The sequence below is a fragment of the Robertmurraya sp. genome (assembly GCF_036676585.1).
Lineage (GTDB): Bacteria > Bacillota > Bacilli > Bacillales > Cytobacillaceae > Robertmurraya_A.
Genome location: NZ_JAKFCQ010000164.1, coordinates 113,148 through 135,627, shown reverse-complemented (window position 1 = coordinate 135,627; position 22,480 = coordinate 113,148). Strand labels below are relative to the sequence as shown.

23 protein-coding genes are annotated in these 22,480 nt (G+C 40.3%); all 23 read left to right on the top strand.

Annotated features, from left to right (window positions below):
• Positions 1-2 precede the first annotated feature (2 nt).
• Positions 3-950, top strand: a complete 948-nt coding sequence (fabD, locus tag ACGLXV_RS21005; protein WP_391560180.1) for an ACP S-malonyltransferase — start codon at positions 3-5, stop codon at positions 948-950.
• Complete coding sequence (gene fabG / locus ACGLXV_RS21000; protein WP_391560179.1) at positions 947-1,690, top strand: 3-oxoacyl-[acyl-carrier-protein] reductase; 744 nt, start codon at positions 947-949, stop codon at positions 1,688-1,690. Before fabD ends, fabG begins: the two co-directional genes overlap by 4 nt.
• A gap of 67 nt (positions 1,691-1,757) precedes the next feature.
• A complete protein-coding gene (locus ACGLXV_RS20995) occupies positions 1,758-1,991 on the top strand; it encodes an acyl carrier protein (RefSeq protein WP_119707510.1) in 234 nt (77 codons plus the stop codon).
• A 151-nt stretch (positions 1,992-2,142) separates the two neighbouring features.
• The gene (gene rnc / locus ACGLXV_RS20990; RefSeq protein WP_119707511.1) at positions 2,143-2,922 is read left to right on the top strand and encodes a ribonuclease III; all 780 of its coding nucleotides are present in this window, start codon (positions 2,143-2,145) and stop codon (positions 2,920-2,922) included.
• Between the two features lie 19 nt (positions 2,923-2,941).
• Entirely contained in the window at positions 2,942-6,508 is a 3,567-nt protein-coding gene (gene smc / locus ACGLXV_RS20985) for a chromosome segregation protein SMC (RefSeq protein ID WP_391560178.1), read from the top strand.
• A 14-nt stretch (positions 6,509-6,522) separates the two neighbouring features.
• Complete coding sequence (gene ftsY, locus ACGLXV_RS20980; RefSeq protein ID WP_119707513.1) at positions 6,523-7,506, top strand: signal recognition particle-docking protein FtsY; 984 nt, start codon at positions 6,523-6,525, stop codon at positions 7,504-7,506.
• A gap of 134 nt (positions 7,507-7,640) precedes the next feature.
• Positions 7,641-7,958 (top strand): putative DNA-binding protein, encoded by a 318-nt coding sequence (locus ACGLXV_RS20975; protein WP_066053186.1) that lies wholly within the window; start codon positions 7,641-7,643, stop codon positions 7,956-7,958.
• A 14-nt stretch (positions 7,959-7,972) separates the two neighbouring features.
• Positions 7,973-9,325 carry a signal recognition particle protein gene (gene ffh / locus ACGLXV_RS20970; protein WP_119707514.1) on the top strand — a complete coding sequence of 451 codons (1,353 nt, stop codon included), beginning with the start codon at positions 7,973-7,975 and terminating at the stop codon, positions 9,323-9,325.
• Positions 9,326-9,434: 109 nt separating this feature from the next.
• Entirely contained in the window at positions 9,435-9,707 is a 273-nt protein-coding gene (rpsP, locus tag ACGLXV_RS20965) for a 30S ribosomal protein S16 (protein ID WP_119707515.1), read from the top strand.
• Between the two features lie 10 nt (positions 9,708-9,717).
• Positions 9,718-9,948 carry a KH domain-containing protein gene (locus tag ACGLXV_RS20960; protein ID WP_066053193.1) on the top strand — a complete coding sequence of 77 codons (231 nt, stop codon included), beginning with the start codon at positions 9,718-9,720 and terminating at the stop codon, positions 9,946-9,948.
• Between the two features lie 67 nt (positions 9,949-10,015).
• Positions 10,016-10,402, top strand: a complete 387-nt coding sequence (locus tag ACGLXV_RS20955) for a YlqD family protein (protein WP_391560177.1) — start codon at positions 10,016-10,018, stop codon at positions 10,400-10,402.
• 15 nt (positions 10,403-10,417) lie between these two features.
• A complete protein-coding gene (gene rimM / locus ACGLXV_RS20950) occupies positions 10,418-10,936 on the top strand; it encodes a ribosome maturation factor RimM (RefSeq protein ID WP_391560176.1) in 519 nt (172 codons plus the stop codon).
• On the top strand, positions 10,933-11,679 hold the full coding sequence (trmD, locus tag ACGLXV_RS20945) for a tRNA (guanosine(37)-N1)-methyltransferase TrmD (RefSeq protein ID WP_391560175.1): 747 nt from the start codon (positions 10,933-10,935) through the stop codon (positions 11,677-11,679). The genes rimM and trmD overlap by 4 nt, the downstream gene beginning before the upstream one ends.
• Before the next feature lie 136 nt (positions 11,680-11,815).
• Positions 11,816-12,160 (top strand): 50S ribosomal protein L19, encoded by a 345-nt coding sequence (gene rplS / locus ACGLXV_RS20940; protein WP_066053208.1) that lies wholly within the window; start codon positions 11,816-11,818, stop codon positions 12,158-12,160.
• Positions 12,161-12,347: 187 nt separating this feature from the next.
• Positions 12,348-12,899 (top strand): signal peptidase I, encoded by a 552-nt coding sequence (lepB, locus tag ACGLXV_RS20935; protein WP_119707519.1) that lies wholly within the window; start codon positions 12,348-12,350, stop codon positions 12,897-12,899.
• Positions 12,900-12,915: 16 nt separating this feature from the next.
• A complete protein-coding gene (ylqF, locus tag ACGLXV_RS20930) occupies positions 12,916-13,791 on the top strand; it encodes a ribosome biogenesis GTPase YlqF (protein WP_119707520.1) in 876 nt (291 codons plus the stop codon).
• An 87-nt stretch (positions 13,792-13,878) separates the two neighbouring features.
• Entirely contained in the window at positions 13,879-14,652 is a 774-nt protein-coding gene (locus tag ACGLXV_RS20925) for a ribonuclease HII (RefSeq protein ID WP_391560174.1), read from the top strand.
• 21 nt (positions 14,653-14,673) lie between these two features.
• On the top strand, positions 14,674-16,431 hold the full coding sequence (locus ACGLXV_RS20920) for a hypothetical protein (RefSeq protein WP_391560173.1): 1,758 nt from the start codon (positions 14,674-14,676) through the stop codon (positions 16,429-16,431).
• Entirely contained in the window at positions 16,428-16,715 is a 288-nt protein-coding gene (locus tag ACGLXV_RS20915; protein WP_391560172.1) for a FlhB-like flagellar biosynthesis protein, read from the top strand. The genes ACGLXV_RS20920 and ACGLXV_RS20915 overlap by 4 nt, the downstream gene beginning before the upstream one ends.
• Before the next feature lie 218 nt (positions 16,716-16,933).
• Positions 16,934-18,091 carry an ADP-forming succinate--CoA ligase subunit beta gene (sucC, locus tag ACGLXV_RS20910; RefSeq protein WP_391560171.1) on the top strand — a complete coding sequence of 386 codons (1,158 nt, stop codon included), beginning with the start codon at positions 16,934-16,936 and terminating at the stop codon, positions 18,089-18,091.
• A gap of 15 nt (positions 18,092-18,106) precedes the next feature.
• Entirely contained in the window at positions 18,107-19,009 is a 903-nt protein-coding gene (gene sucD / locus ACGLXV_RS20905; RefSeq protein WP_391560170.1) for a succinate--CoA ligase subunit alpha, read from the top strand.
• 78 nt (positions 19,010-19,087) lie between these two features.
• Complete coding sequence (gene dprA, locus ACGLXV_RS20900; protein WP_391560169.1) at positions 19,088-19,960, top strand: DNA-processing protein DprA; 873 nt, start codon at positions 19,088-19,090, stop codon at positions 19,958-19,960.
• A gap of 307 nt (positions 19,961-20,267) precedes the next feature.
• Entirely contained in the window at positions 20,268-22,343 is a 2,076-nt protein-coding gene (gene topA / locus ACGLXV_RS20895; RefSeq protein WP_119707527.1) for a type I DNA topoisomerase, read from the top strand.
• Positions 22,344-22,480: the final 137 nt, after the last annotated feature.

Sequence of the window (22,480 nt, the reverse complement as noted above, 5' to 3'; positions counted from 1 at the left end):
CTATGGGTAAATTAGCGATTATCTTTCCTGGACAAGGTTCTCAAACAGTTGGGATGGGAAAAGTCTTTGCAGAGACAAACAAGGAAGTTCAATCTGTTTTTGAACAAGCGGACAAAAAATTAGGGTTTTCTCTATCCAATCTTATTTTTGAAGGCCCGCAAGATGAGTTAACGAAAACAACTAACACTCAACCTGCGCTTTTAACAACATCCATTGCGCTGTTTGAGCAATTCAAGAAAGCTGAGATAAAAGCAGACTATATGGCTGGGCATAGCTTAGGTGAATACACAGCATTGGTAGCTGCTGGAGCGATTGGTTTTGAGGATGGAGTGTACGCGGTTCGTAAACGTGGTGAGTTTATGGAAGAAGCTGTACCTAACCGGGAAGGTACGATGGCGGCTGTATTAGGTCTAGACCGTGATACTTTGGCAGAAGCGGTAGAAAAAGCAGCGGCTGAAGGAGACATAGTAGGCCTAGCGAATATGAATTGCCCTGGCCAAATCGTTATTTCAGGCTCTAGAAGAGGAGTGGAACTTGCTTCCCAGTTTGCGAAGGAAGTAGGAGCAAAACGAGTTCTTCCGCTTGAAGTTAGTGGGCCATTTCATTCGCAACTTATGAAGCCAGCTTCAGGTCGTTTACGTGAAGTGTTAGACGGAATATCAATCAGTGAAGCGACTGTTCCTGTCATCGCCAACGTGAATGCACAAGAAATGACAAATGCTGAGGAAATTAAAGAGCGATTGCTTGAGCAGCTATACTCTCCTGTGTTATGGGAAGATAGTGTAAAGCATATGATTGAACTTGGTGTAGATACTTTTGTTGAAATCGGACCTGGGAAAGTGTTGTCTGGTTTAGTAAAGAAAGTGGAACGTTCTGTTCAAACCTATTCAATTTCTGATGAAGAAACGCTACTGGCAACGATTAATGCATTAAAGGAGAGAACAGTATGAAGCTTTTAGGAAAAGTGGCACTTGTTACAGGTGCTTCACGTGGAATCGGAAGAGACATTGCGATTGAACTTGCAAAAGCGGGCGCAAATGTTGCGGTTAATTACGCTGGAAGTGAAGCTCGTGCAAATGAAGTGGTTCAAGAAATTCAAAGTCTTGGAAGAGAAGCATTTGCCGTTCAATGCGATGTTGCTAATGGAGAGTCTGTTGCGGAGATGGTGAAGCAAACGATAGACCGTTGGGGAAGTCTAGATATTCTTGTCAATAATGCAGGAATCACTAGAGATAACCTAATTATGCGTATGAAGGAAGACGAATGGGACGATGTTATTAATACAAACCTAAAAGGTGTGTTCCTTTGTACAAAAGCCGTTACTCGTCAAATGATGAAGCAGAAGAGTGGAAGAATTATTAATATTTCTTCCGTTGTCGGAGAAAGCGGGAACGCTGGTCAAGCCAACTATGTGGCAGCAAAGGCTGGGGTAATTGGTTTAACGAAGACAACGGCAAAGGAACTTGCTCCTCGTGGGATCACGGTTAATGCTGTTGCACCTGGTTTTATTACAACTGATATGACAGATAAGCTAACCGATGAGATTAAAGAGGGAATGTTAAAGATGATTCCACTGGCTAAGTTTGGTGAACCGAAGGATATTGCCAATGCAGTTACGTTTTTAGCATCTGATGACAGCCGCTATATTACGGGACAAACCATCCATGTTAACGGCGGAATGGTCATGTAACCGAAAATTCAACATTTATTAATTGTTGGAAATACACTATAATGTCCCTTGAGGGGAGGTGAAAAGCATGGCAGATGTATTAGAGCGCGTAACGAAGATTATCGTTGACAGACTTGGAGTAGAAGAAAATCAAGTGACTCTTGAAGCTTCTTTCAAGGATGATCTTGGTGCTGATTCCCTTGACGTAGTAGAACTAGTTATGGAATTAGAGGACGAGTTTGATATGGAAATCTCTGACGATGATGCTGAAAAGATTTCTACAGTGGGTGACGCTGTGAATTACATAAAAAGTACTCAATAATCGTTAGAATTTATGAAAAAGCTCCGCAGCTATGCGGAGCTTTCTTCTGTTGCAAAGAAATATTGAAAAACCTTCAATCTTCCTTTGCGTTTTTAAGAACTTTTACGTAAACTTGATATGGTATGTAAACTATTAGCAAGGTGGAGGCAAAATGAGCAAGTACGGAAAAGAAAGAGAGAAACGTAGCTTTCGCTCTTATGATAAATTATTTAAAGAATTTCAAGCAGAACAAGGAATTAACTTTACAGACGAGAAGCTATTAAAACAAGCATTTACCCATTCATCATATGTGAATGAGCATCGTAGAAAGCCCTATGAAGATAATGAGAGGCTTGAATTTTTAGGAGACGCTGTATTAGAATTAACCGTTTCACAATTCCTTTACAAGAAATACCCGATGATGAGCGAAGGAGAGTTGACGAAGCTGCGTGCAGCTGTTGTTTGTGAGCCCTCTTTAGTAAGGTTTGCAAACGAACTTACTTTTGGGAAACTAGTGCTTCTTGGAAAAGGGGAAGAAATGACAGGAGGCCGTGAGCGTCCAGCACTGTTAGCGGATGTGTTTGAGGCATTTATTGGTGCACTCTTCTTGGACAAAGGAATTGAAACAGTAATTGGATTTTTAGAAAGAGTTGTATTTCCTAAAATTAACGAAGGTGCTTTTTCTCATGTGATGGATTTTAAAAGTCAGCTGCAAGAGCTTGTACAAAGAGATGGAATTGGTACAATCGAATACAAAATTTTACTAGAGCGAGGACCGGCCCATAACAGGGAGTTTGTCTCAAAGGTTTGTTTAAACAACGAAGAGCTTGGACAAGGTACAGGGAGATCAAAGAAAGAAGCGGAGCAGCATGCTGCACAAATGGCTTTAGAAAAGATCAAATCTCACCTTAATGGAGCAAAAGAACAGCTAGAAGAAAAACAACAGGAGTAGAGATAAAGGGGGAAAAGCTGTGTATCTCAAACGTTTGGATGTAGTAGGATTCAAGTCGTTTGCTGAGAGAATTGGGGTCGATTTTGTCCCGGGTGTCACAGCAGTGGTTGGTCCAAATGGAAGTGGAAAAAGTAATATCACCGATGCGATTCGTTGGGTGTTAGGAGAGCAGTCAGCGAAATCGCTTCGTGGCTCAAAGATGGAGGATATTATCTTTGCTGGTAGTGATTCGCGAAAAGCATTGAATTTTGCTGAAGTAACGTTGACGTTGGATAATGAAGATCAAGCATTACCGATTGAATACAATGAGGTAAGTGTCACTAGACGTGTGTATCGCTCTGGAGATAGTGAGTTTCAAATCAATAAGCAAACATGCAGGCTAAAAGATATCGTTGATTTGTTTATGGACTCTGGATTAGGGAGAGAAGCGTTTTCGATCATTAGCCAAGGAAAAGTTGAAGAAATATTAAACAGCAAGGCCGAAGAAAGAAGAACGATTTTTGAAGAGGCTGCTGGTGTTCTAAAATATAAAAGTCGTAAAAAGAAAGCTGAGTCAAAGCTAACAGAAACTCAGGATAATTTAAATCGTGTGAGTGATATCTTGCATGAATTAGAAACGCAAGTAGAGCCACTTAAAATTCAAGCTTCGATTGCCAAGGATTTTCTGCAGCAAAAAGAAGAGCTCGAAAAGATTGAAGTAGCGGTAACGGTGCACGAAATTGAGGATCTTCATGAAAAGTGGGAAAAGCTGACTAGTCAGCTTGAACAACATAAAGAGGATGAAATGAAGCTATCTACCGTTATTCAATCGAAGGAAGCTAGAATTGTAGAAATGAGAGATCATATGGCGGCCCTCGATGAATCGATTACCGATTTGCAGGACGTTTTACTGCGTGTTAGTGAGGAGCTTGAAAAGGTTGAAGGCAGAAAAGAGGTTCTAAAAGAGAGAAAGAAAAATGCTTCGCAAAACAAAGAGCAACTTAGAAAAAGCATAGAAGAAGTTTCTCTGAAAATCCAAGAATTAACCTCGCTTCAACTTGAGCAAGAGGAAAGCTGTCACCGTATGAATGATGAGGTACTCTCTCTTAAAAAACTGTTAAAAGAAAAGCAGGAAGTTCTCTCGTCGTTTAGTGAGAATATTGAAGAGCGAATCGAGTCATTAAAAAGTGATTATATTGAAATTTTAAACAGACAAGCATCTAGTAAGAATGAGCTTCAAAACACAGACAAGCAGCTTGGACAGCAAGGTGTGAAAAACACAAGATTAGAAGCTGATAACGAAAAGTATCTTCAAGAAAGACGTGTTATCTCCACCCGTAAGCAGGAAATTGAAGCTAGTATTGCTGGTGTTCAAAAAAATCTTGAAGAACAAGTTCATGTATTTAGAGAAGAGCAGAAAAAGCTAGAGAACTTGAAGAATAAGTATCAAAAACAAGAAACTCAGCTTTATCAAGCGTATCAATTTTTACAAAAAGCAAAGTCTAGAAAAGATATGTTAGAAGAGATGGAAGATGACTATTCTGGTTTTTTCCAAGGAGTAAAGGAAGTATTAAAGGCAAGAGATGGCAAACTTTCTGGGATTGAGGGGGCTGTCGCCGAGCTTATCCAAGTACCGAAATCGTATGAAGTTGCGATTGAGACTGCTTTAGGCGCTGCGATGCAGCATATAGTCGTTGCGAATGAGGAAAATGGGAGAAAAGCGATTCTCTATTTAAAGCAAAACTCCTTTGGACGAGCAACATTCCTGCCTCTTAGTGTCATAAGAGGGAAGAGTCTATCAAGTAGTCAGCTTCAGGCACTAAAAGGCCATCCATCTTATGTAGGAGTAGCGAAGGATTTAATTGGGTTTGATCAAAAATATGAAGAAATATTTTCAAATCTTTTAGGTACGGTGGTCATCACGAAGGACTTAAAGGGTGCGAACGAGCTCGCTAAGCTTTTACAATATCGATGTCGATTTGTTACGGCAGATGGGGATATCGTAAACCCAGGTGGTTCGATGACTGGTGGTGCAGTAAAGGCAAATACATCTTCGCTACTGAGCCGTAAAGGTGAGCTTGAAGAGTTAAAAGGTAAACTATTGGGAATGGAAGCTCAAACACATGAGCTAGAAGCGCAGGTGAAGGAGCTTAAATCTTCTATCACAACTCAGGAGCAAAAGCTTGAGGATATTCGAAAACAAGGGGAGGATCTTCGCCTTCTCGAGCAATCGAAAAAGGGTGACCTCAGAGAAATTGAGATTGAAGAAAAAAATATCAATGAAAAGCTAAAAATCTATGATCTCGACATGTCTCAATTTTTACAAGACCAGACGCAGTTGTCTTCACGTAAAGTTGAGTTAACGGAATTGTTATCAACGTATGCGAATGAACTAGCCGAACTTGATAGGCAAATTCAAGCATTATCAGAAAAGAAATCTTTCCAAAATAGTTCTAAAGAATCAGTGGTCAATGAAATTGGGGAACTGAAGGTGAAGCTCGCTGGACTAATGGAGCAGCATCACGGTTTGTCCGAAAAGCTTGAAGCAACAAGAGCGTCTCTTTTAGAGCATACGAAACGACATGAAACGTTTGAAGAGGATCTATCCTTGTTATCAACGGAGATGAACTCTAGTAGTTCAGGAGAACAGCTCTTAGAACAAGAGGCTTCCAAAAAGCTGCAAGATAAAAATGAAACCATCTCTATGATTTCTTCACGCCGTGAAGAACGATTGAAGCTTCACAGTACCTTAGAGGATTCTGAGCTTGAATTAAGAGAGCTTTTAAGACAGCATAAGGGTTTAACGCTTGCGCTTAAGGATGAAGAAGTAAAGCTAGGGCGTCTCGATGTGGAGTTAGAAAACAGACTTTCTCACCTCCGAGAAGAGTACCTGCTGTCATTTGAAGCGGCCAAAGAAGAGTACCCTCTCGTTCTACCGGTTGAGGAGGCTCGTAAAAAAGTAAAGCTAATTCGTCTTGCAATAGAAGAGCTCGGAGTCGTAAACATCGGTGCAATTGAAGAATATGAGCGTGTCTCCGAACGCTACGAATTCTTGCTCGAGCAGAAAAATGACCTGCAGGAAGCAAAGGATACATTGTTCCAGGTCATTGATGAAATGGACGAAGAAATGAAGAAGCGATTTGAGCAAACCTTCTACGGAATTCGTTCGCATTTTGAATTTGTTTTCCAAGCACTGTTTGGCGGAGGAAGAGCAGACTTAAAGTTAACGAACCCAGAAGACTTATTAAATACAGGGGTAGAAATCGTTGCACAACCACCAGGGAAAAAGCTGCAGAATTTAGGACTCTTATCCGGTGGAGAGCGATCGCTTACAGCAATTGCTCTATTGTTCTCCATTTTAAAAGTTAGACCTGTACCATTTTGTATTCTCGATGAAGTAGAAGCTGCTTTAGACGAGGCCAATGTGTATCGTTTTAGCCAATATTTAAAACGATACAGTGACGAAACACAGTTTATCGTTATTACTCACCGAAAAGGCACAATGGAAGAAGCGGATGTGCTTTACGGGGTAACGATGCAGGAGTCGGGGGTTTCAAAGCTTGTTTCTGTTAGATTGGAAGAAACAAAAGAATTGATTGAAACGTAAAGGACGTGTGAGTTTTGAGTTTTTTTAAAAAGCTAAAAGAAAAAATTACAAAGCAAACGGATTCGGTAACTGAAAAGTTTAAGGATGGCTTAACAAAAACGAGAGACAATTTTTCAGGCAAAGTTAATGATCTTGTCGCTCGTTATCGGAAAGTCGACGAAGACTTTTTCGAGGAGCTTGAGGAGATTTTAATTGGGGCCGATGTGGGCTTCGATACCGTTATGGAACTCATCGATGAGCTGAAAATGGAAGTCAAGCGTAAAAACATTCAAGACCCAGCAGCCGTTCAGGTCGTCATCTCTGAAAAGCTTGTTGACATCTACAAGGGTGATGAGGAAGAAGTTAACACGATTAATATCCAAGAGGGCTTAACCGTTATTTTGTTCGTAGGAGTAAATGGTGTCGGAAAAACAACAACAATTGGAAAGCTTGCACATAAATATAAAAGTGAAGGCAAGAAAGTGTTGTTAGCAGCGGGAGACACCTTCCGTGCCGGGGCAATTGAACAGCTTGAGGTATGGGGAGAAAGAGTTGGAGTGGAAGTGATTAAGCAAAGTGCTGGCTCCGATCCAGCTGCGGTTATGTACGATGCCGTTCAAGCAGCCAAGTCAAGAAACGCAGATATTCTATTGTGTGACACAGCTGGACGACTTCAAAACAAAGTGAACCTGATGAAGGAGCTCGAAAAGGTAAAGCGTGTTATTGAACGTGAAATTCCAGGTGCCCCTCATGAAGTACTCCTTGTCCTTGATGCTACGACTGGTCAAAATGCACTGGTTCAAGCTAAAACATTCAAGGAAGCGACAGATGTTAGCGGAATTGTGTTAACAAAGCTTGATGGAACCGCGAAGGGTGGAATTGTGTTAGCGATTCGTAATGAACTGAAAATTCCAGTAAAGTTTGTAGGTCTAGGTGAAAAAATGGATGACCTTCAACAGTTTGATGCCGAACAATACGTGTACGGATTATTTGCAGACTTAGTTGATAAGGAAGTATGAGAGTAAACGAGTGAAGCCCGGGTTAAAATACCTGGGCTTTTTCTTTGGAAATCGTGGTCTCCCTTGACATTAAACGCCTCTGTGTGTAAACTACAGTATGTAAAGGCTTTTCACTTAACAAAGGGGGATGAGCGATGCTGGAGAAAACAAATAGGATGAATTATTTGTATGACTTTTATCAGTCATTACTTACTCCTAAACAGCAAAGCTATATGTCCCTGTATTATTTGGACGACTATTCGCTAGGCGAAATTGCTGAAGAGTACAATGTCAGTCGTCAAGCGGTCTATGATAATATTAAACGAACAGAAGCGATGCTTGAAGAGTACGAGGAAAAGCTATTATTATTCCAGAAATTTCAGGAGCGTAATAAGCTGCTAGCAAAGCTCAAGGACTCTTTATCAGATGACACGCAGCTAGAGCTAATAGCACAGCTTGAGAAATTAGACTAGGAGGCGGCCTAAAGATGGCATTTGAAGGATTAGCCGACCGACTGCAAAATACGATCCAAAAAATTCGCGGCAAAGGGAAAGTCAATGAGGCCGATGTTAAAGAAATGATGCGCGAGGTGCGCTTAGCACTTTTAGAGGCGGACGTCAACTTTAAGGTTGTCAAAGAGTTCGTCAAAAAAGTAAGCGAGCGTGCTGTTGGTCAGGAAGTCATGCAAAGCTTAACACCTGGACAACAGGTCATTAAAGTGGTTAAAGAAGAACTGACAACCTTGATGGGCGGAGAGCAAAGCAAAATTGCTGTCTCTAATCGTCCGCCAACCGTTATTATGATGGTTGGTTTGCAAGGGGCAGGGAAAACGACAACCACTGGGAAGCTTGCCAACCTGATTCGAAAAAAATATAACCGCAACCCGTTACTAGTTGCGGCCGATATTTATCGTCCTGCTGCCATTAAGCAGCTAGAAACGCTTGGAAAGCAGCTCAGCATGCCGGTATTTTCACTTGGTGATCAAGTAAGTCCGGTTGAGATTGCTAAGCAAGCAATTCAAAAGGCGAAAGAGGACCATCATGACTACGTTCTAATTGACACTGCTGGTCGTTTGCATGTCGATGAAGCCCTTATGGGAGAATTAAAAGAGATTAAAGAACTCACAAACCCGGATGAAATCTTTCTAGTTGTCGATGCGATGACTGGTCAAGACGCTGTAAACGTAGCTTCAAGCTTTAATGAACAGCTGGGGCTTACAGGGGTCGTCTTAACGAAGCTCGACGGAGACACTCGAGGAGGTGCCGCCCTCTCTATTCGTTCCGTAACCAATACACCGATTAAATTTATCGGTTTAGGGGAAAAAATGGATGCGATTGAGACGTTCCATCCAGAACGAATGGCTTCACGAATCCTCGGAATGGGCGATGTCTTAACGTTAATTGAAAAAGCTCAGGCAAATGTCGATGAAGCGAAGGCAAAAGAGCTTGAACAAAAAATGCGTACAGCTTCGTTTACATTTGATGACTTTTTAGATCAGCTTGGACAAGTTCGCAATATGGGGCCACTTGATGAATTATTAAAGATGATGCCTGGTGCGAACAAAATTAAAGGCCTGAATAATCTGCAAATCGATGAAAAGCAAATTTCTCATGTAGAAGCGATCATCCAGTCTATGACAAAGGAAGAAAAAACTCATCCAGAAATCATTAATGCTGGACGAAGAAAGCGGATTGCAAAGGGAAGCGGAACTTCAGTACCTGAAGTAAACCGTCTTTTAAAGCAATTTGAAGACATGAAGAAGATGATGAAACAGATGTCGGGTATGCAGGCAAAGGGCAAGAAAAAGGGCGGATTTAAGCTTCCGTTTAACCCTTTTTAAGGCTGAATAAACAGGAAAATAATAGTGACAAGAAAAAAGACTTTACAAACTAAAAAACAATTGATATTATACTATCTTGTGTGAAACTATTCGGAGGTGCTTATTTAAAATGGCAGTTAAAATTCGTTTAAAGCGTATGGGAGCAAAAAAATCTCCTTTTTATCGTATTGTAGTAGCAGATTCTCGTTCACCACGTGATGGACGTTTCATTGAAACAGTTGGAACTTACAACCCAGTTGCTGAGCCAGCTATCGTTGAAATCAACGAAGACTTAGCATTAAAATGGTTAAAAGACGGCGCGAAGCCATCTGACACAGTTCGTAACTTGTTCTCTAAACAAGGCCTTATGGAAAAATTCCATAATGCAAAATTAAGCAAGTAATCTGCAGATAATGAAAGAGCTCATCGAAACCATTGTCAAGGCACTTGTTGATCTTCCAGACGAAGTTCGTGTAACCGAGCTGGAAGAAGCCGACAAAATTACGTATCAACTAGCTGTTCACAAGACAGATATGGGGAAAGTAATCGGAAAACAAGGCCGTGTCGCAAAAGCTATTCGAACTGTTGTCTATTCAGCAGGAGCATCACAGCAGAAGAAAGTCTACCTAGAAATTATTGAATAAATGCTACTAGAGAAGGAGGGGACAACCCTCCTTTTTTCGTAGTTATTTCTGAAGGGGGATGCGGTCCATGAATATTCTTCAAACCGTCGTGGTAAAGCAAGTATTAACGGAAACTAGCAAACAAGTATTGCTAAGCAAGTTTGAACTTGAGAAAAACCAACTTCAGAAGGAATCAGAACAGCTTCGTTTTGAAATGAGGAAGCTTGAAAAATCAAAGAAAATGACCGTTAACTCATTTAAGAATCGATTCGAAAATGAGATTCATACAAGATTAGAAAAGATTAAGCTGCTTGATTTTAAAATAGAACAATTACATATGCTACCTTTAGGAAGCGAATTAAAGGAAAAGGAATGCCAAGCGATCGTGGAAGTGAATATAGGTGACGCTTGGGAGGATATTCAGACTGAAAAAACGATTATCATCAAGGACGGAATCGTTGATGAAATTCGGTAGTTTGAGGTGAAGATAATGGAAAAATGGTTTAATGTCGGAAAGATTGTTAATACGCATGGTATCAAAGGGGAAGTTCGAGTAATATCACAGACTGACTTTGCTGATGAACGGTATAAGCCAGGTAATCACTTGTATTTGTTTATGCCTAACTCAAAGGAGCCAATTAAGCTGAAGGTTGAATCTCACCGGAAGCACAAATCATTTGATTTATTAACCTTTAGTGGTTACCCGAATGTGAATGATGTGGAGCCGATGAAGGGTGGAGTTCTGAAGATTACCGAGGAGCAGCAAGGTGAGTTAGAGGAAAATGAATTTTACTTCCACCAAATTATTGGCTGTCTTGTGTTTACTACACATGGGGAAGAAATCGGGAAGATTCGAGAGATCCTAACACCTGGAGCCAATGATGTATGGGTCATAAAGGGTAAAGGTGGAAATGATATTCTTATTCCCTATATTGAGCAGATTGTGAAAAAGGTGGATGTGAAGGAAAGGATCGTTTTAATTGAGCCGATGGAAGGGCTGCTATCATGATGAACATAGATGTACTAACCCTGTTTCCTGATATGTTCCATGGGGTGTTCGGACAATCGATTTTAAAAAAAGCGGCGGAACAGCAGGCTGCCCGGTACAATATTGTCAACTTTCGAGAGTTTGCTGATAATAAGCACCAGACGGTGGATGATTACCCTTATGGTGGAGGAGCAGGAATGGTCTTGAAGCCGCAACCGATCTTTGATGCGGTTAAGAGTTGTCAAGAACATGCCAAAACGACGAAGCCACCACGTGTGGTGTTACTCTGTCCACAAGGTGAGCGTTATAACCAGAAGAAGGCGGAGGAGCTATCAAAGGAAGAGCATCTAATCTTTGTGTGCGGTCATTACGAGGGATATGACGAGCGAATTAGGCAGCATGTGGTGACAGATGAGATCTCGATTGGTGATTTCGTGTTAACGGGTGGAGAGCTCGGTGCCATGGTCATTATCGATAGTGTGGTTCGTCTGCTTCCGAACGTACTAGGAAAAGAAGAGTCTCATTTACAAGATTCTTTTAGCACAGGTTTATTAGAGCATCCTCATTATACACGACCATCCGATTTTCGCGGGTTAAAGGTACCAGAAGTATTAACGTCAGGAAATCACCGTTTAATAGATGAATGGAGAGAGAAAGAGTCTCTTAAGCGTACCTATGAAAGGCGCCCAGATTTATTAGACACCTATGAATTGACAGAGAAGCAAAAGAAATGGTTACTAGAATTTCAAAATCAAAAGAAATAGTATTGATGTTCATTGATATATATGATATGATATTTTTTGTGACTGTGACTAGAGTCTCAGTCTTATAACGATGTTCCGCTGCAATCAGTAAGTGCTTCAGTTATGCATGAGCGTCTGTTGGAAGGAGTTGAAAACGATGCAAAAATTAATCGAAGAAATCACAAAAGAACAACTTCGCTCTGATCTACCTACTTTCCGTCCTGGTGATACTGTACGTGTACACGTTAAAGTTATCGAGGGTACGCGTGAGCGTGTTCAGGTGTATGAAGGTGTTGTGATTAAGCGTCGTGGTGGTGGAATTAGCGAAACTTTCACAGTACGTAAAGTTTCTTATGGTGTAGGCGTTGAGCGTACATTCCCAGTACACACACCAAAAATTGCGAAGCTTGAAGTGATCCGTCGCGGTAAAGTACGCCGTGCGAAACTTTACTACCTACGTAACCTACGTGGTAAAAAAGCTCGTATCAAAGAAATCCGATAAAAAAGAAAAGCAACTGTTTCATGATAAATGGACGATTGCTGGACAAATGCGAAAGGAGCTTGTCATACAAGCTCCTTTTTCGTAGTCTATCTAAGTGTTATTACGTGTATAATAAATACCGATACTGTAAAATAAAAGCTGTACGGCGATAATTAGACGACAAGAACAGTGATTGGTGGGATGTGTTATGGCAAAGAGTAAAAATGAACTATGGGAATGGACAAAGGCACTAATCATTGCAGTGTTATTAGCAGCAATTATTCGATATTTCTTATTTGCACCGATAGTAGTGGATGGGTTATCAATGATGCCGACATTACAAGACCAAGACCGTATGATCGTTAATAAATTTAGCTATCAAATTGGGGAACCAGAACGCTTTGATATTATCGTGTTCCATGCCCCTGAAAATAAAGACTACATAAAAAGAGTGATTGGTTTACCAGGAGATAAAATTGAATACAAGGATGATACACTCTATGTAAATGGGAAAGCTTATGAGGAGCCGTACCTTGATGAATTTAAAGAGCAAGTAGTAGATGGTCCTTTAACTGAGCCATTTACATTAGAAGAAATTATCGGTCAAGAAACCGTTCCTGATGGACATCTATTTGTGATGGGAGATAATCGACGATTCAGTAAGGATAGTCGTCATATTGGAACCGTCCCAATGGAGAAGGTACTAGGAAATACGAGCGTGATTTACTGGCCGATTGAAGACGTGAAAATAGTGAAATAGAAGGAGGGGTGCACCCATGACGATTCAGTGGTTTCCGGGGCATATGGCGAAAGCACGCAGGCAGGTCACGGAAAAGCTAAAACTTGTTGACATCATATTCGAATTAGTGGATGCAAGAATACCGTATTCTTCTAGAAATCCGATGATAGATGAAATTATTCAGCACAAGCCAAGGTTAGTGCTGCTAAATAAGGCGGATATGGCAGATCCAAGGATTACGAAGGAATGGATTCAATTTTTTGGAGAAAAAGGCATCAAGGCACTTGCGATTAATTCTCAAGCAGGTGTGGGAATGAAAGAAATTGTCTCCGCATCCGAATTAATCTTAAAAGAAAAATTCGACCGTATGAAAGCAAAAGGAGTTGTAAGGCCGCGCGCCATTCGAGCGATGATCGTTGGAATCCCGAATGCGGGGAAATCGACGCTTATTAATCGACTAGCGAAAAAGAATATCGCAAAGACGGGCAATACACCTGGTGTGACGAAAGCTCAACAGTGGATCAAAGTAGGCAAGGAGTTAGAGCTATTAGATACACCGGGAATATTATGGCCGAAATTTGAGGATCAAGAAGTAGGCTCTAAGCTTGCATTAACAGGGGCAATTAAAGATGCCATTCTTAACTTACAAGATATTTGTGTTTATGCTCTTCGCTTTTTAGAGCGAGAATATCCTGAACGCTTAAAGGAACGCTTTCAGCTTGAATATATCCCAGAGGATATTGTAGAGTTCTTTGATGAAATCGGTAAGCGTAGAGGCTGTCTAATGGGCGGTGGTGAGGTTGATTATGACAAAGTAGCTGAATTAGTTATCCGAGAGTTCCGCTCTGAGCTATTTGGTCCTATGACGCTAGAAAGACCATCTGACCTTGTTACAAGTGATATAGAAGAGTAAATGGGAAGCCTTCTTTTCGAAGAAGGCTTTATTTTTTTGGTAATATGCCGATATACAAGATATAAGTAGTGAAGGGACGTACTTGTTTTGAGCAGATTAACGATTGATGAAATTCAAATAAAGTTAGAAACCGTTGAGGATGAAAAAGACCCTTTTCTTATCGATATTCAAAAAGATAGTAGAAAAGGCGTACAGCATTTAGTAAAAAAGTGGATGCAAAAAAAAGAGTTGCTCGAAAAGGCTAGGCTTAAGCTGATCGCAATGAGTGAATATGAGAGATTATATAAAAGCCAAGGTTTTACTTATATAGCAGGAATCGATGAGGTTGGAAGAGGCCCGCTCGCAGGTCCAGTCGTTGCTGCGGCAGTTATTTTACCAGACGATTTTCAGGTTTTGGGAATTGATGATTCAAAAAAATTGACGGAAACCAAGCGTGAGGAGCTTTATGATTTAATACGTACAGCTGCTGTCTCTATAGGTGTGGGAATTATTGAAGCCAAGGAAATTGATGAAATCAATATTTATGAGGCAACTAAAAAGGCGATGTATGCGGCCTTAAACGACTTACATATCAGTCCTGATTTTCTATTAGTGGATGCCATGAAGCTAACGGCGCCAGTCCCAACAGAAGCCATTATTAAAGGGGATAGCAAAAGCATTTCTATCGCAGCTGCTAGCATCATCGCAAAAGTCACGAGAGACCGGATGATGAAAGAGATCGCCCTAAGTTATCCAGAATACCGATTTGAACAAAATATGGGGTATGGCACTAAGGAGCATATTGAAGCGTTACAACTTTACGGGGCCACTCCGCATCACAGAAGATCATTCGCACCTGTTAAAGAGTTAAACACTCGATAAACTTGAGAGGAGGGAACTCACTTGATACAAGCTAATCTTGTTCAAACAATGATTAATCGCCCAGAATCTATAGAGGGAAACAAACAAAATTTTCGGGCTGGACAAGTATTTCAAGGAAAGGTATTGAAGCTTTTTCCTAATCAAACTGCAGAAGTGCAAGTGGGTTCTCAAAAGGTAATCGCCCAGTTAGAAATCCCACTTTCAGCAGGGGAACGATATTGGTTTCAAGTACAACAAGGAGAAGGACAAGTTCATCTAAAGGTACTAACGGAAGGAAAAGGGACAGGGAATGCCAACTTAGAAGGGCTATTAAAGCAGTTCTCCATCCCTGAAACAAAAACGAGTATCGCGATATTACGTTTTTTTCTTAGTGAACAGCTCCCAATCACAAAAGAATCCATTTCTATGGCAACGAGCCTACTTCAAGGGAAAACGATGACGAAGGAGGACTTGGAGGCAATTAAGCAGTTGATCAGTCGGGAACTACCTTTAACAAAGGCGACGTTTGATGCGGTGCGATCAACGATAAAAAGTCCTTCGTTTCATGCTGTCATAACTTCCCTCAAGAATGAGCTAGACGCTCTAGATATCCTGCCACAAACAGGGACACGTTTAAAAGAGGCGATAGAGCCGTATATTCAAACAGGGGAAGAAAAGCTTTCTGCTCAAGTGCTACAGGAGATTGTTAGAGGTTGGACGCAGGCCAAGGACCCGTTCGCATCACAACAGTCATTGAAAGCATTGCAGCAAACGGGTTTCCTACCTATTGAGGATGAACAAAACATCTTGCAACAAGCCGCTAAAAGGCTAATTGGGCTTTCAGAAGGAAAACCACAGGTTCAGCTACCAGGAATAGATTCAACGGCAAAACAAGTTTCGGCACTGATAGCAGCAGGAAATACAGAAGATGTATCGACAGTATTGAAAAACTGGATCGGTGGGATCATGAAGGATTCTCATGTAAGCAATCAAACGATAAAGCAATTGTTCAACTTATTATCACCAAACGTGGATTCGGCCACATTTGACGAAGCGGTTTCCTCCCTAGTGAGTAAGGACGGAATAGACGCTAATAAAGCTCTTAATAAAGAAGTGATACTAGAGCTGCAAGCGGTACTTTCACAGGTAGACAGAGAGCCAGTAGAAGAGTTTAAATCATTGTTAAAATCAGGTATACAAACGTTAGGACTTTCTCATGAATCTGAGTCATTTGATATGATAAAAGGAAAAGTGTCAGATGAAGGTGCAAGAGTGGAGAATGTGAAATCGTTATTGATTCAATTACTGAATGAAGATATTCCGGCCAAGGTAAAGGATTCAGCAGAAGCTTTACTGAACCGATTAACAGGGATACAACTCATGTCATCGGATACAACTCCAGTCCAGCAAATTGTCATGCAGATTCCGCTTGTTTTAATGAATAAGCAAACCGATCTTACCATTCAGTGGAATGGTAGAAAGGACGCCAATGGAAAAATTGACCCAAGCTATTGTCGTGTCCTTTTTTACTTAGATTTAGAGCATATTAATGAAACGATCATCGATATGCAAATTCAGAATCGAATCATGAAAATTACGATTATCAATGATCATGAAAATATTAAACACCTTTCCTCCCCCTATATAGCTAGTCTAAAAGATAGCTTACAAAAGCTAGATTACCAGCTTTCAAATGTTAGCTTTCAAACCCAGGCTGATAGAGCTGTTGTCAAAACGAAAAAAGCAACCATTTCTAGTCCATTGACCTCATCTTATAGTGGAGTGGATATAAAAATATGATAAATGAAAAGCATAAAAGAAAAGAAGCGGTTGCCTTAAGTTATGAAGCAACAAAAAATGACGCTCCAAAGGTAATTGCGAAAGGAAAAGGAATAGTCGCTGATAATATTCTAGAGAAGGCAAAGGAGAATAATATTCCAATTCAAGAAGACCCAACGCTAATTGAGTTACTAAGTAAATTAAATATAAATGACAGCATACCAGAAGAGCTGTATCAAGCAGTGGCTGAAGTGTTTGCATTTGTTTATCGCACAGATAAAGAAGTAGGAAAAAGTAAATCTTAAATTCTACTTCTTTTATTTTTTTATTTCTGAATAATTTAATATTTTGTGTGAAATAGTAGACAAGGTATGTGTTGTTATATAAAATGAAAGCGCAGTCTTGTTTTTTTAGATATAAAATGATCAAAGGGAAAAATGAATGCAGGCAGGATTGCAGGAATAAGTGTAGAATATCTTTATTGCTGCAATAGCCAAAAGCAAGATTAGAAGGAGGATGGGAAATGAATATCCATGAGTACCAAGGGAAAGAAATCCTCAGAAAATACGGGGTTGCTGTTCCAAATGGGAAGGTAGCATTTACAGTTGAAGAAGCGGTGGAAGCTGCAAAGGAACTTGGAACACAAGTTTGTGTAGTAAAAGCCCAAATCCATGCAGGTGGACGTGGAAAAGCAGGTGGGGTTAAGGTTGCCAAAAACTTGGATGAAGTCCGTACATATGCGAGCGAAATTCTCGGAAAAACACTCATCACTCACCAAACTGGTCCTGAAGGGAAAGAAGTAAAGCGCCTTTTAATTGAAGAAGGCTGTGACATTAAGAAAGAGTACTATATTGGTTTAGTACTAGATCGCGCGACTTCACGTGTTGTATTAATGGCTTCAGAAGAAGGTGGTACAGAAATCGAGGAGGTAGCAGAAAAAACTCCTGAGAAAATCTTCAAAGAAGTGATTGACCCAGTTGTTGGTTTAACAGGCTACCAAGCTCGTCGTATTGCATTTAATATTAATATTCCAAAAGAATTAGTAAATAAAGCAGTTAAGTTTATGATGGGCTTATACCAAGCATTTGTTGAAAAAGATTGCTCAATCGCTGAAATTAACCCGCTTGTTGTAACAGGTGATGGAAATGTAATGGCGTTAGACGCAAAGCTAAACTTTGATTCAAATGCATTATTCCGTCAAAAAGACGTGTTAGAGTATCGTGACCTTGACGAGGAAGATGCAAAGGAAATTGAGGCATCGAAATTCGACCTAAGCTATATTTCTTTAGATGGAAATATTGGCTGCATGGTTAATGGTGCTGGTCTTGCTATGGCTACAATGGACATCGTAAAGCATTACGGTGGAGATCCTGCAAACTTCCTTGATGTTGGGGGCGGAGCAACAGCTGAAAAGGTAACTGAAGCATTCAAAATCATCCTTTCTGATAAAAATGTAAAAGGTATTTTTGTAAATATCTTTGGCGGAATTATGAAGTGTGACGTTATTGCTACTGGTGTTGTAGAAGCTGCTAAGCAGGTTGGTCTAAACGTACCTTTAGTTGTTCGTTTGGAAGGAACTAATGTTGAGCTTGGTAAGAAGATTCTTGCTGAATCAGATATCAACATTATTGCTGCTGAATCTATGGCTGACGGCGCACAAAAAATCGTTTCATTAGTATAAGGAAGGGGAATTAATGTGAGCGTATTTATTAATAAAGATACTAAAGTGATAGTTCAAGGGATTACTGGTTCGACAGCCCTTTTCCATACAAAACAAATGCTGGAATACGGTACGCAAATTGTTGCTGGTGTAACACCAGGTAAAGGTGGTACAGAGGTAGAGGGTGTGCCCGTATTTAACACGGTTGCAGATGCTGTAAAGGCTACTGGAGCAAATGCTTCCGTTATTTACGTGCCTGCTCCATTTGCTGCTGATGCCATTCTAGAAGCAGTTGATGCAGAGCTTGACTTAGCGATTTGTATCACCGAGCATATTCCAGTATTAGATATGGTGAAGGTAAAACGCTACATGGAAGGGAAAAAGACTCGCTTAGTGGGTCCTAACTGCCCAGGTGTTATTACTCCTGATGAGTGTAAGATTGGTATTATGCCAGGATATATTCATACAAAGGGCCATGTTGGTGTTGTATCACGTTCTGGAACCCTTACGTACGAAGCGGTTCATCAATTATCACAAGAGGGTGTTGGCCAATCTACAGCAGTTGGTATTGGTGGGGATCCCGTTAACGGAACAAACTTTATCGATGTGTTAAAAGCATTTAATGAAGACCCAGAAACGTATGCCGTAATTATGATCGGTGAAATTGGTGGAACTGCTGAAGAAGAAGCAGCGGAGTGGGTAAAAGCAAACATGACTAAGCCGGTAGTTGGTTTCATAGGTGGTCGTACTGCACCTCCTGGAAAGCGTATGGGCCATGCTGGTGCGATTATTTCAGGTGGAAAAGGGACAGCTGATGAAAAGATTCGTGTGATGAATGAATGCGGAATCCAAGTCGCTGATACACCTTCGGTTATGGGAGAAACATTAATTAAAGTACTAAAAGAAAAAGGTCTCTACGATCAATGTAAAACTCACTAAAAATTCAAATAGTCCCTCTTTTTAGAGGGACTATTTGTGATATTATTAAAATACTATTCCTAAAGGAGGTTATCTAATTTGGAATCTTTTTCATTACGCTTGTGCCATTTGCTTCATTGTCGTGGCATAGGATGGAAAATGGTTTACCACATTTTAAAGCGAGATCCCGAGCTGAAAGATCTATATTCCCCAACTTTCCTCTATCAAGTCCATGAACTTCCATCTTCTATCATTCAACCCTTATTTGAAGATCTTCATTCGCCAGTTTTACTGGAACAAATCCGCCATTATCAACAAAATGATATTGAGATTATTACTTACTTTGATACAGCATATCCTGAATTATTAAAGGAAACGTATCAGCCTCCATGGGTATTGTACGCAAAGGGAGATATCTCCCTGCTTGGGAAGCAAACCAAGCTTGCCGTCGTCGGTTCTAGACAGGCGACAGAGTATGGGAAAAGAGCGATTGATCGGTTGTTTCCACCTCTGATTGAAAAGGGAATTATTATCGTAAGCGGGTTAGCCTTAGGTGTTGATACGCTTGCTCATGAAGCAGCCATTCGGTTAGGAGGGAAAACGATAGCGGTCATTGCCGGTGGTATCTATCATATATATCCACAAACGAATCAGAAGCTTGCTCTTAGTATTATGAAAAACCATCTAATGATCTCCGAGTATCCCCCTAATACGACTCCTTCACGGTGGCAATTTCCAATGAGAAATAGAATTATTAGTGGCGTTTCAAAAGGCACATTTATAATAGAAGCAAAAAGAAAAAGCGGCTCGTTAATCACCGCAAATTTTGCCGTTCATGAAGGTCGAGAGGTGTTTGCCCTGCCAGGAAATATTTTTAGTCAGCATTCGACAGGAACAAATGACCTTATTCAGCAAGGAGCAAAGCTTGTTAGAAGTCATGAAGACATACTAAATGAATTATTTTATGCATAATGTTTGTAATTCGGCTGAACATCACATATGATGACAAAAAGGTATGGAAAAGGATAATGTCATCGATTTACCATACTTTTTCACCAATTTTTTATATATTTTTATGAAAAAGGTTGAAATATCGCTCAAACTGTTATACATTTTGCAACAGAAGTTCGAAAATAAAAAACAAATTTTAATTTTAGCAGGCTGAAACCGTTTACGATATATTTGACAAGTTTCAATAAAAAGTTTAATAATAATGAATATTTACAATAAACATTCAATAAGTAAATTTTTATATAATCCCTCTTGAGGAGGACAATAGATGTCGGAGTTTTTAGTAATCGTTGAGTCACCAGCAAAGGCGAAGACGATCGAAAGATACTTAGGAAAAAAATATAAAGTTAAGGCGTCGATGGGGCATGTTCGCGATCTTCCCAAAAGTCAGATGGGAGTGGACGTTGAACATGAGTTCGAACCAAAGTATATTACTATACGTGGAAAAGGCCCTGTTCTAAAGGAATTAAAAACAGCTGCAAAAAAAGCAAAGAAAATATATCTAGCGGCTGACCCGGATCGTGAAGGGGAAGCGATCGCTTGGCATTTAGCTCATACGCTAGATGTGGATATCCATTCAGATTGCCGTGTAGTTTTTAATGAAATTACGAAGGATGCGATTAAAGAGTCTTTTAAGCATCCAAGACCAATTAACATGGATTTAGTAGATGCCCAGCAAGCACGTAGAATTTTAGACCGTTTGGTTGGCTACAATATTAGTCCGTTGTTTTGGAAAAAGGTGAAAAAAGGGCTTAGCGCAGGTCGAGTTCAATCGGTAGCTGTACGTTTAATTATTGACCGAGAAAACGAAATTAAAGAGTTTATCCCTGAAGAATACTGGACGATTGAAGGCGAATTTTTAAAGGGGACAACAGGTTTTGAAGCCGATTTCTATGGTATAGAAAATCAGCGAATGGAGCTAAAATCAGAAGAAGAGGTAAAGGCGATTTTAGCAAAAATGAAAGGGAATAAGTTCGAAGTAACCTCTGTGACCAAAAAAGAACGTAAAAGAAATCCAGCGGTTCCTTTTACAACTTCTTCTCTTCAGCAAGAGGCTGCTAGAAAATTAAACTTCCGAGCAAAAAAGACGATGATGCTAGCCCAACAGCTGTATGAAGGGATCAATTTAGGAAAAGAAGGCACCGTCGGGTTAATTACATACATGAGAACAGATTCAACTAGAATTTCTGAGGTAGCACAAGCAGAAGCAAGTCAGTATATTGAGTCAACTTACGGCGCCAACTTTTTACCTGAGGAAAAGCGTAAAGAAAAAAAAGGTGCAAACACCCAAGATGCTCATGAAGCGATTAGACCAACAAGTACGCTACGTGATCCTGCTAGTATGAAAGAATTCTTGTCACGGGATCAATTGAGGCTTTATAAGTTAATTTGGGAGCGTTTCGTAGCTAGCCAAATGGCACCAGCAGTCATGGATACGATGAGTGTGGATTTGAAAAATGGAGAGGTAATCTTTAGAGCAACTGGATCTAAGGTTAAGTTTCCAGGTTTTATGAAGGTGTACGTCGAAGGGACAGATGATCAAACAGAGGACAAGAACAAAATGCTTCCTGATCTAAAGGAAGGCGATACGGTCCTTAAAAAGGACATCGAACCGAAACAACACTTTACCCAACCGCCACCAAGATATACGGAAGCTAGATTAGTTAAGACATTGGAGGAACTTGGGATTGGTCGACCATCGACATTTGCTCCAACACTAGATACCATTCAAAAACGAGGATATGTTACTCTTGATAATAAACGATTCATTCCAACCGAACTTGGAGAGATCGTGCATGAACTCATGGTAGAATTCTTCCCAGATATTTTAGATGTCGAGTTTACCGCAAAAATGGAACAAGACTTAGATAATGTTGAAGAAGGAAAAACAAAATGGGTACGAATCATCGATGAATTTTATCGAGGGTTTGAGAAGCATTTAGAAAAGGCCGAAAAAGAAATGGAGCAGGTAGAAATTAAAGATGAGCCTGCTGGTGAGGATTGTGAGCAGTGCGGAAATGAGATGGTCTATAAAATGGGCCGCTATGGAAAGTTCATGGCATGCAGCAATTTCCCGGATTGCCGTAACACAAAAGCAATCGTAAAGGATATCGGTGTAAAATGCCCAAATTGTAAGACTGGAAATATAATAGAAAGAAAAAGTAAAAAGCGTCGAATCTTCTATGGATGTGATACATTCCCAGAATGTGATTTTATCTCATGGGATAAACCACTGCCTAGAAATTGCCCGAAATGTGAATCACTATTGATTGAGAAGAAGCTTAAAAAAGGTGTCCAGGTTCAATGCATTAGTTGTGACTACAAGGAAGAGCCACAAAGCTAAGGGTGAGCACTATGCTCACTCTTTTTATTGCGCTTGGCAGTGACTACGAAAATGCCTGAAACTTTTAAGTTTTTCATCCGTAGTGTAAAATGCAGAAGGAATATGGAGAAGCTAATACCAAAAAAGATACATACGAG